The 10417-nt window shown below is 42.7% G+C and carries 8 protein-coding genes and 1 pseudogene; 4 read left to right on the top strand and 5 right to left on the bottom strand.

Going from position 1 to position 10417, the window contains the following annotated elements:
- Positions 1-1934: hypothetical protein (locus J7E85_RS26800; protein WP_215163018.1), on the top strand; the 1934-nt coding region annotated here is incomplete at its 5' end.
- 535 nt (positions 1935-2469) lie between these two features.
- Positions 2470-2688, top strand: a pseudogene (locus J7E85_RS26795) (YebC/PmpR family DNA-binding transcriptional regulator); the annotation flags it as partial.
- 121 nt (positions 2689-2809) lie between these two features.
- Here J7E85_RS26795 and J7E85_RS26790 read toward each other — a convergent pair.
- From J7E85_RS26790 to J7E85_RS26775, 4 genes are all read right to left on the bottom strand, one after another.
- On the bottom strand, positions 2810-4018 hold the full coding sequence (locus J7E85_RS26790) for a peptidase (protein ID WP_215163017.1): 1209 nt from the start codon (positions 4016-4018) through the stop codon (positions 2810-2812).
- Between the two features lie 226 nt (positions 4019-4244).
- Positions 4245-5426, bottom strand: a complete 1182-nt coding sequence (locus tag J7E85_RS26785) for an MFS transporter (protein WP_215163016.1) — start codon at positions 5424-5426, stop codon at positions 4245-4247.
- Position 5427: 1 nt separating this feature from the next.
- Positions 5428-6708 carry a hypothetical protein gene (locus J7E85_RS26780; protein WP_215163015.1) on the bottom strand — a complete coding sequence of 427 codons (1281 nt, stop codon included), beginning with the start codon at positions 6706-6708 and terminating at the stop codon, positions 5428-5430.
- Positions 6709-6726: 18 nt separating this feature from the next.
- Positions 6727-7899: an ROK family transcriptional regulator gene (locus J7E85_RS26775; protein WP_215163014.1), complete on the bottom strand. Its 1173-nt coding sequence runs from the start codon at positions 7897-7899 to the stop codon at positions 6727-6729.
- Positions 7900-8635: 736 nt separating this feature from the next.
- Here J7E85_RS26775 and J7E85_RS26770 point away from each other — a divergent pair.
- Together J7E85_RS26770 and J7E85_RS26765 are read left to right on the top strand one after the other, a co-directional pair.
- On the top strand, positions 8636-9157 hold the full coding sequence (locus J7E85_RS26770) for a GNAT family N-acetyltransferase (protein ID WP_215163013.1): 522 nt from the start codon (positions 8636-8638) through the stop codon (positions 9155-9157).
- Between the two features lie 145 nt (positions 9158-9302).
- The gene (locus tag J7E85_RS26765) at positions 9303-9923 is read left to right on the top strand and encodes a YdcF family protein (RefSeq protein WP_215163012.1); all 621 of its coding nucleotides are present in this window, start codon (positions 9303-9305) and stop codon (positions 9921-9923) included.
- Between the two features lie 30 nt (positions 9924-9953).
- Here the strand turns inward: J7E85_RS26765 and J7E85_RS26760 are convergent, their stop codons facing one another.
- The gene (locus tag J7E85_RS26760) at positions 9954-10406 is read right to left on the bottom strand and encodes a GNAT family N-acetyltransferase (RefSeq protein ID WP_076321779.1); all 453 of its coding nucleotides are present in this window, start codon (positions 10404-10406) and stop codon (positions 9954-9956) included.
- Positions 10407-10417 lie beyond the last annotated feature (11 nt).

The raw sequence follows: 10417 nt of genomic DNA, 5'->3' as shown, positions 1-10417 counted from the left end.
TTTGCATACAGGCCCTAGTAAACGAAGAATTAAGAAAAAGATATGAGGAAGTATATGAAAAGATAGAAATTCAAAAGGTTATATTAATGAAGGGGTTAATAAAACCTTCTGGGTTGAAAGATAAGATAGATGAAGCAATAACACAATCATTTGCGGAAGATAAGAGGAATATCCTTAATTTATTGGTATCTCTAAAAGAACAAATAAATGACAGTAATTTTGTTGCATATAGCCATGTCATATACAAAAAAATATTTGATGAAAAGGTAATAGCATTTCTAGAAACTGATGATACTAAAAATCAAATAATAGAATACATCGAGCAATACGATAATTTAGTAACTAACTCAGCGTTTCTGAAAAGAGAATTTAATCATTATAATGCTTCGGTAGTTCAAAAGAATTTAAGTGACAATGGTTTTTTTAAAGCAAACCATACAATTAATCTAATTATTAATGGTGAAAAAACAGAAATAAATGATGCAAAAACTCTGTCAAAGAAAATTGAAGAGGAAAAAGAAAGAATTTTGAATGATAGCACATTAAAATCAATGTTTAATGCAATAGAGAAAAAAATAACTAATGCTCAATTAAGAGAATTTAGAGAATACTTAATTGAAAATCCTGATATTTTAACAGAGTTAGGCGATTTGAATGCCCTCAGTAAAAAGCTGTGGATATCATATTTAAAAGATAATAAAGAATCTTATGAAAATCTTCTATCCGAATATACTAAAGGTCAGCAAATGATAAAAGAAATAACTGAGATTGCTAAGAAAGAAAGGACGGATTGGGAGAATGTAATTGATATTTTCAACAGACGGTTTTATGTACCTTACAGACTAAGTATTACTAATAAAGAGGACATTATATTAAAAGATGAATTACCCAGTATAAGCTATTTATTTAAAGATAGGGAAGATAACGCTGAGGAAGTAAAAGAAGACCTATTGTTGAAAGTATTAAGTCAAGGGGAATCAAGGGCGTTATATCTGTTAAACATAATTTTTGAAATACAATCTAGAAACAAACAAGGCATTAAAACTCTTTTTATTATTGATGACGTTGCGGATTCTTTTGATTACAAAAACAAGTACGCGATTATTGAATATTTAAAAGAAATTTCAGAGCATAGCTTGTTTAGTTCAATTATATTAACACATAACTTTGACTTTTTTCGAACTGTGCAAGAAAGAGTGTGCCAAAATAAGTGGGATAACGCTTATATGGCAATCAAAGAAAAAGAATACATACATCTGGAAAAAATTCAACATAACTACATAAAAGATCCTTTTAAAAACTGGAAGGCAGAATTGAAAACAAATCAAGCGAAACTAATTGCTTCAATTACCTTTGCTCGTAATGTAGCGGACTATATTGGTGACGATGTATCCCAAAATAAGCTAACTTCTATTTTACATATTAAGCCTGAAACTTTCGCTCTCACACTTAATGACTTACAAGATATTTACAAAAGTGTTTTTAGAGACTTAGAAACACTTGTGTTTGACAATCCCAATCAGAAGATCATAGAGATGATATTTGAGCATACAGATAGGTATGTTGAAGAAGACATAGAAGTTGGAATGAATTTAGAAAATAAGATAGCTTTATCTATTGCTATAAGGTTGAAAGCCGAGATATACATGATTTCCAAAATAAATCATAATGAGTTTGTAACAAGAGGGAGTAATCAAACGGGGAAGTTATTTGGCAAGTTTAGAAAAGATTTTCCTGAACAACAGGAGATTATTCAAATATTGGGCAGGGTTAATATAATGACCCCTGAGAATATTCACCTTAATTCTTTTATGTATGAGCCGATTCTTGACATGTCCGATCACCACTTAAAGCAACTATATATTGAAGTGAACGAGTTATTAGACAAAGAAGGTTATTATGATCTGATGGTTGCGGCAACTTTTGAAAATTAATATCTTGATTAAAAATCTTATTTAGCTTGTTGAAAGTATCATTTACATCAAACAATCACTACGTTCTACTATATATTAAGTTACAATCAGAAGAAGTGGTTGTTGCGATCATTTTAATAAGTTATAGTGGCAGTTTGGGCTTATACTTGCAGCGAAGGTTACACATTCGGCCCTGCAATAGGCTGCTTCCGTTTTAGGCTGTTCCTGACAACACTGAAACGGTTATCGCTGACAAATTAGTTTTAGGTAAGGGAATATTGAATAAGGAGAAATTATTTTACTATAGTTTGAATATCAGCATGAGAAATACAGAGACCATGTTACATGATTAGATTAGTTTGTGTTAATGATTGATTGTAGTCAATCTAACAAAAGAAGTGAATATAGGTAGCAACGAAATTGTTTGCACTATATTCAGCAGAACATGACAGGGTTTGAATAAAGGAGGATATACATATATTTTGAGATGGTAAAAACACTTATAATTTGATATGATAAACGTATAAAATCTCATACAAAAAGTGAGTGTTATATAGTGATCGTCTATGCCGAACCCGACCAGTTCCATGCGGTTCAGGAAGCATTCAAAGCCGCTGGTATTACGGAATTTACCGTTGCCGAGCTTACCATGCTGGCTCAGAATTTTGTCACCTTACCGGAAGAAGGACAGGTACAGTTCGAGAAGCTGATCGATGCTCTGGAAGACCTCGAGGATGTTCAGCAGGTATATCACAACGTAGAATTTGAGGAATAGTTAAGTAACGATTGATATCTTACTACATTAAAAAAACATCGTATTCAGGAATTCCTGAGTACGATGTTTTTTTGTTTTTTGGCGATTTATTTTAGCTACGGTAAGCAGCCAGAACATCAGCTTAGTTGTCGGCTTGAACCATAATCACTTCGGCGGAAGTGAATGCGGGTATGGACATGGTCATGATCGGGGAGTGGAAGACCACGATTTTCATGCCGGGTTCCAGCTTCTCGTCGGGATTCAGTCCAATCACTTGAGTATCCTTGGAGATGTTGATGATGATATCGTTATCCGTGGATTGATCTGAACCTACATTGATATACAGTTGATCCTTAGAAGTGCGTTCGGATGCAGTTATCGTGCCTTCGACTTTGGGCGCTGAGGTATCGGAGACCACGATCTTATCTGCATGCGGCAGGGCAGGGTAAATCACGGATACGTATTCAGCTTCGATTCGCAGACCCGATTTCAAAGCTTCAGCTGTTAATGGTTTGCCCTCGGCATCTACAATCTTTGTGTCGCCATCAACAGCGAGCACGATGTATTCGAGGTCACCTGCTTTAACTGGTTTACCGGAAACGCTAATTCTTCCATCCTTCATTTCTGTAAGGATTCCGTCAATGCCGGCTACTTGCTCCTGATCGTTATTCTCGGCATCCGCGTTGACCCGAATATAATTCGTTGTTGATTGAGGCGGCATACTTAACGCAACGGCAGGTCCATAGAAGGAACGAATGCTCATGCCGGTTTTCAGGTCGCTTGCTTTCATTGTGTTGCCATTTTGATTGATGATTTTTGCTTTTGGATCCAGATGAAGCAGAATGGTCTCTTGGCTGTTGTTGTACAGATTGGTTCCCTCCACAAGGATACCTTGCTTGTTAACCTCGGAGATAGTTCCATCTATAACGGCAAAGTCGTGATCCTGAACAATAATCGTAAGCGCCGAACCTTGAGCGGGTAAGCTCTTTGTTATGTTTGGGCTATAGAAAGCTTTTATCGCTTTGTTTTTATCCACGATCGTTTGCAGCTGGACCTGGTTCCCTTGGGCATCGATGATTTTAGTATCTTTGGATACGGAGAGCCTGATTTCTTGTTGATCGGTTGCTGCCAACCCCCGGCCGGTTACGGTAATCCAAATGCCTGTTTTGTCATTTACGAAGTCCGTTATGTAGCCCATCGTTCCAGGCACGCTCTTCTTCACCTGGTTCATGATGTTACCTTGTCCCGTATGGGCTGAAGCAGGAGGGACGTCCTGTGCATTCGCTGCTATCGGCAGTGCCGCCATCGCTAGAACTGTAGCGGTTGTTAGTACTTTGTAGATTTTTTTCATGGTAGTATCCTCCAAATGTAGATTATCCTAGAACGCTAGGATTCAGCTAAGTCTTATCATGAATTGGTAAAATGTACTTGCTGCTATATATCCATAGACGGACGGGACGTGCTAATGTTGCACAGAAGATGAAAAATCTCTTGTGAGCATCGTGGCAGTCCAAAAATAAAAAGATCGCCCGATGCTGCGGGCGATCTTGGGGAGCATAATGATTATGCAGAAATGATTAGGCTTTTGTCCGTCCAGGGGTGCGAATAAGCAGGGCCAACACTGTAATAATTGCTGTAAAAAGAAAGATCATATTAAATCCATGCTGAATGCCAAAGGAATCGGATACTTCTCCGATCAAGAGTCCAACAACGGCACCTCCCAAACCAGAGGCAACGTAGATGAGGCCTTGCAGTGACCCGGCCTGCTTCGTGAGTTTCGAAGCAATGCCCTGAGCCGTCGGGAACAATACGGAGAGGGCAAGTCCGAACAGCATCATCAGATAGCTGGCGTTCACAACCAGGACCCGCCCGAGAATCAAGGCTAGAAAAGCGAATACGGAGAATCCGATCAAGGTGCGTCTTTCGCCAAGCTTGTAGATGATGAACCCGCCCACGAAACGTCCAATGGTAAATAAGAAAGCAAAGCTGGCAATGATATACGCTGCCGTTGAGGCTTTCTGCGCCGCGTCCATCCCGGCTATGTCCAGCGACGTATAGAAGATAGGGAAGAAATTCAGGAATCCGGCTTCTGCTGCAACATAGAACAAAATGAACAGAATGACGTATAAGATTTGGCGATCCTTAAACAATCTTGCAACCGACATCAAGCTGACTTTATCTTGTCCTTCGGAGACGACCTTCCGTTCCGGTTTAAACATCATAAGTCCAGCCAGAATGAGGGCAATCACAACGGCTACTCCGATATAGAACATCCGCCAACTGATGTTGTGAGAGAAAATCGCATTCAGTACGAGCGGAGTAACAATCATTCCAACTCCGAATAACGCGTTGGCTAGGTTGAACACCACGCCGGATCGTTCCTTGAAGAAGGTGGGGATCAGCGTCGCAACAGAGACGGTCATGGAGCCGATACCAACACCGACAATCAGATAGAATCCGAGAAAGAAGGCCACGGCATAGGAGGAGCCGGTTCCGATTAAACCGAGAATCATCAGAACCGTACCGAAGGTCATGACAATCTTGATGCCTTTACGGTCTGCGAATATACCGGCCACAAGGCTTGCCAGCAAAAATCCTACTTGAAAGACGGATACCATAACGCCGACTTGGCTGAGATCCAGATTGATATCGGTCTGGACCTTCTCCAGAATGAGACCCTTGGTGTTCTGAATTCCGCCGAGTACAAACATGGTAGCAAAGATGAGAAAGTAAATAATGGGGCGCTGTATTTTTTGCATGCTAGTTCATTCCTTTCTCTCGATAGGTTTGTATGGCTTCAAACAGATCATCCGCAGCCCAGCCGTAACAGTAGTACAGCAGTTCATCTGCGGCACTACGCTCACCGGCCTTCACGGCCTCGATCAGATTCTGAGGAGAGATGTTCCACATCTGAATTCCGCTATAGATACGCGTATCGGGGGCGGATAGATTTCGCACCTTGTTGTTCTGATCAGCGACAAATTGAATAGGGAACCCTTCTCGCTTAAACGTCTCATAGGACAGGTCGTACGGAAGCTCAAAGAATCTTTTAAAAGCTCGGAATGCACGTTCCTGTTCCTCTGCAGTATCCGCTAAATAATGAATCAGTCCTTGTACGTCCGCACCGCCGCCCAACTTATGATACGGAAAATGTTTCAAGGCGGGCGCAAACTTCGTGATGCTTGCATAATCCTGACCGAGCATCCAGCTGTAAGCAGGAGGCCAGAGATCCAGCCACAAGGTAAAGTCTTCGTTTACTTTCCTTACGCGATCGATGAGACGTTCCACGAAACCGGTTACGCTTCGTTGACGAAACGTGATCCATTCTTGTATAAGCTCATGGTTTTGGGCAAACGTTACGGTCTCCTCGAATTTTTTCTCTGCAATTAGGGAGGTCCATTGTCTCAGCGTATCCTTGAGGGCGCTTACATCAATGTGCTGTTTCAGCATTTTTTTCTCGCAGTGCGGACAGAAGCAAGTCAACAATCCTTTCGGGTTCACTTCTTCGCCGCCCCAATCCGGATACCGGATGCGATCAATCATGTAAGTGGTGTATCCGTAACGCTTGCGCAAGTCGAGCAATGCTGTTTCCCAGAAGCCGATGACATCAGGGGCATTGGGACAGAGCCAGTGAGGTATGACTTGTCCATCCATATCTGTAACTAGGTTGTTGGCGAGCAAACGGCCTTCAAAATGGCCATTTAAAATATTCAGCCACGGAATAATCTCGTACTCTTCGTCCTGCAGTGATTCTTTAATCATCATCAAAGGGTCCTGATCCGGGCTGAGGGTGAGTTCTCTTCGCTGATCAAGTCCAGAGCCCTCATAAGAAGGTAGGATGGCGTGCATCGTTCCCGTACCGAATACAACTTCGTGCACGGCGTTTCGCGGTAAACGGCCAACAGGGTTCGGATTTCGTTCGAAAATGGTATTAACTTCAGGGAAGATGTAACGGACATCCTTCAGCTTACGAATATAAGACATAATCTGCGGTATACCTTCGTCTACAATATCATGCGGGTGCAATTGGATTCCTGACATTTTATAATCACGCTCCTGTTAGTAGAGTTGTTTGTCATTCATATATTGAAGTGACGGGTAAGCTTGCTTTAAGCCCAGAATGGCTATGCCTTGCAGTGCCGATTGATGCTGTAGGGTTGATATCTCGATCGTAACATCGGTCACGTCCGTAGTGTGGAGCCCCACTTTGGCATTCAATCCTTCGAGCGAGAGGGATTGCGTTAATCCACCCATAAGCAGGATCTTCTCCGGATTGAGCAGGGAAATAATATTCAGAATGCCCAGGGCCAAATGCTCCTCGAATCTAGAAACCAAATGACGTGCCTGGATATCTCCCTCCACAGACATCTCAAATACTTCTTTAGCCGTAAGCTTCTTATCGAAAATCTTAAGCGCAGCAGCTTCCAAACCGGAACCGGAACATATAATTTCAAAGTGTCCCTTGTCCGATGGGGTATACAAATGATGCTGCTGAAACAGCATGTAACCAATTTCACCTGCTGCGTTTCTTGCACCTCGTATCAATTTGCCGTCAATCAGAATAGCGGAACCCAGCCCGGTTCCAATGCCAATGAGCACGGCAGAGTTTAAATTCTGGAGCGCGCCGGCATACATCTCGCCGACAAGCGCAGCTCGCACGTCGTTCTCAACGGTAACGGGTACCTGAAATACGTTGCTAAAGTACTGCCTTAGATCAATGTTCTTCCATTCCGGCAAGTTGGGAGATCCTTCAAGGACCATGCCGCAGGATGGATCAACGATTCCGGGAGTGGCAATACTTATGAATGCAAGGCGGTTGGCCGGCTGTCTGGTAGATTCAATGAAATCTTTGATGTCGGTTGCCATATGGTCTAGAAATTCCCGGCTTGACTGATGCTTATAAGTAGCAACGGTATGCTTAGCGATGCATTCGCCGGCCAGATTGAATTGTCCGAAATGGAGGGTAGTCCCCCCAAGATCAACGGCGATACCGAAGGCGGCGTTCTTGGCAAAATGAAGTCTTGTGCCGCGTTTGCTTAAATCGGCGTCATCCTTCTCGTCAAAAATTAACTTCTCCTCAATGAGTGTCTTGACGATATCGGACACGGTTGCCTTGGTTATCCCGGTCTCTTTGGCAATGTCGGTCCGGGCTATAGGTCCCATATCTTTAATGGTGTTGAGCACAATCTCTTTGTTCATCCTGCGAATCGTGCTGGGCAAATGTACTTCCATTGTGTGCGATCACTACCTTCCTCTTTAAACACTCTGCTCTTTAAGTTTAATAAATAAACTTAAAAGAGACGAATATGTGAGATACCCAAAACGTTTATGAAGATTTAATATTGGAAACCTCTATTTAAGTTTATAATATATCCTTAATGAAACCGGTGTCAATGGAAATTCATTAAACAATAAATGGTTGCCGACTGGATCGCGTTTAAGTCGTCGCATATCTGATACCATATTGTTGGAGGATCATGTTATTGATGAAAAAGACGAGGGGGTAGCGCAGTGAAGGAAGAAACGCTGCTTCAGCTATTGGACGAGTTGAATCAGCAATAAACATTCTATCTTTATTGCTGCAGATTTTCCGTCACGGATTACAGACTATAGTTAAGAATATCTATAGGGAGTAGGGCTGTCCATTTGGACGGTTTTATCTCCCTATACAACCTCCAAAGGTTTAAAGTTAACCAGGGTAGAAGAATTCTTAAGCTTTTGCTTATATCATGAAGGCATGCATTTTGATAAAATGAAATCGATTCTCAGCCAAAATAACCGGGAATTTGACATATTATGAAGGAGTCTCATAATTTAGGGCGAATATATTCGGAGTAGTCTGTAAAGTGAAAGAGGGTGACCCGGCGTTATCAAGAAAGATCTGCATATACGGCGAATCGCATTTGCCTCTGTATTGAAGTGTGAGGAATGAGGACACTTAAATACAACTTGAAGAGGAGTTAGGCAAATGGATATCGTTACCGAAAGATTAGTGATTCGCGAGTTTGAACCAGAAGATTGGCAGGATGTTCTGCAGTATACATCCGATCCGGTGGTGATGCATTACATGCCTGAGCCGGTTCATACGGAAGAAACAGTAAAAGAATTTCTTGCGCAGAACAAGGACGGTAAAGCTCATCATTATGCGGTTATGCTGCAGGAAGATCAGCATGTGATTGGTCACATGGTGTTTCATCCATGGTTCGGCGAACATACGTATGAAATCGGCTGGGTGTTTAATTCGACCTATCATGGTAGGGGGTTTGCCACGGAAGCCGCCAGAGCTTTGCTTCAGCACGGCTTCGAGGTATTGGGGTTGCATCGAATCATTGCGACATGCCAGCCCGAGAATACACCCTCGTACCGGGTGATGGAGAAGCTGGGCATGAGGAGAGAAGGCTATTTTCAACAGTGTATCCCTCGTGGCGATATTTGGTGGGATGAGTATTCCTATGCTATGCTAAAGTCTGAATGGCGTACTATTTCATAGTTCTGATGTTTTAACATGCTGTGCCCAATGTATCTCTCATAACAATGAGGTGCATTGGGCTTATTTTTTCTGAAATCTGTGAATAAGGGCGGCTTGCTTAGAACGGATGCCTTAGCTAGATTAAGATTGGGCTTGGAGGTGCAACATGATGCGAAATATGCCGGCAGGCAGAAGAAAGCGTATGGTGATTCGAGTTATGCTGGGACTAGTTGGAATCCTGTTGATTTATACGATATATGTGGGCAGCACCATTTGGAACTACGCACAAAGAACAGTAAATATCCCGGCTGATGCAGCAATAGTGCTGGGGGCTGCTGTATGGGAGGGGGAGCCTTCGCCTGTTTTTCGGGGACGCATCGATCATGCACTATGGCTGTATGATCGTCAGTACGTAGACAAGCTGATATTTACAGGGGGACGTAGTTCGGAGGATGAACTTGCTGAATCGGAAGTCGCCAGGCAGTATGCCATCAAGCACGGTGTTCCAGAGAGCGATATCCTTATCGAAACGGCTTCGAGGATCACCGAGCAAAATCTGCATTATGCCAATAAGGTAGGAGATTCAGCAGGGCTGTCCTCCTACCTTATTGTAAGTGACCCGCTGCATATGAAGCGGGCGATGATGATGGCAGAAGATTTGGGGCTGGAAGCCAATCCTTCACCCACATCCCGGAGTGCGTATCAGAGCCTGAGAAGCAAAGTCCCTTTTTTAATCAGAGAAGTCTTTTATCATATCGGTTATCAACTGGTTGCACCATTCCGATAAAGGGTCTGCCCAGAGGAAGGCCGTGTCCTATTACAGATTCTTGAGATCGTTCGCAAGCATCTGATGGCTCTCCTTGTCGGTTACCCTATCGAGATACCTTGTCGCGTTTTCTTTGGACGCCATAGCTTGCTCCTTGTTTCCCAGGACCAGATAGGCACGGGCTTCCGCTTCATACCCGTAACCTATATAGAATGGTTCGAGGCTTGCCGATGATCCGACAATGATGCAGCGCTTGGCATAACGCAGTGCTTGTTCGCCTTGACCCGCTACCGCATACACTCTGGAGAGCTGCCAATATCCAATGGAAAGGTTGCGCTGTGTATGATCTTCAACCCGTGTCCAGTGCCAAAACGAGCTGTGACATATGTGAATCATGTTTTCTTCGTCTTCCGGTGTACGTTGTTTGTTCTCCAAGATATCCCATACCTGATTGAAGCAGTCCATCGCAAATTGTTTATGTGTTTTTGGTTCCTGATTGTCCATGCCTTTTCCTC

Origin of the sequence: Paenibacillus sp. ISL-20 (genome assembly GCF_018613005.1) — a bacterium.
Lineage (GTDB): Bacteria > Bacillota > Bacilli > Paenibacillales > Paenibacillaceae > Paenibacillus_AQ.
Note: the sequence above shows the minus strand (reverse complement) of the source record. Positions and strands in the feature narration are given on the sequence as shown.

What these genes read in the sequence shown, in the direction of transcription:
- J7E85_RS26765 (WP_215163012.1), top strand. Translation starts at nt 9,303, where the DNA reads ATGATGCGAAATATGCCGGCAGGCAGAAGAAAGCGTATGGTGATTCGA.
- J7E85_RS26780 (WP_215163015.1), bottom strand. Translation starts at nt 6,708, where the DNA reads ATGTCAGGAATCCAATTGCACCCGCATGATATTGTAGACGAAGGTATA.
- J7E85_RS26790 (WP_215163017.1), bottom strand. Translation starts at nt 4,018, where the DNA reads ATGAAAAAAATCTACAAAGTACTAACAACCGCTACAGTTCTAGCGATG.
- J7E85_RS26760 (WP_076321779.1), bottom strand. Translation starts at nt 10,406, where the DNA reads ATGGACAATCAGGAACCAAAAACACATAAACAATTTGCGATGGACTGC.
- J7E85_RS26770 (WP_215163013.1), top strand. Translation starts at nt 8,636, where the DNA reads ATGGATATCGTTACCGAAAGATTAGTGATTCGCGAGTTTGAACCAGAA.
- J7E85_RS26775 (WP_215163014.1), bottom strand. Translation starts at nt 7,899, where the DNA reads ATGGAAGTACATTTGCCCAGCACGATTCGCAGGATGAACAAAGAGATT.
- J7E85_RS26785 (WP_215163016.1), bottom strand. Translation starts at nt 5,426, where the DNA reads ATGCAAAAAATACAGCGCCCCATTATTTACTTTCTCATCTTTGCTACC.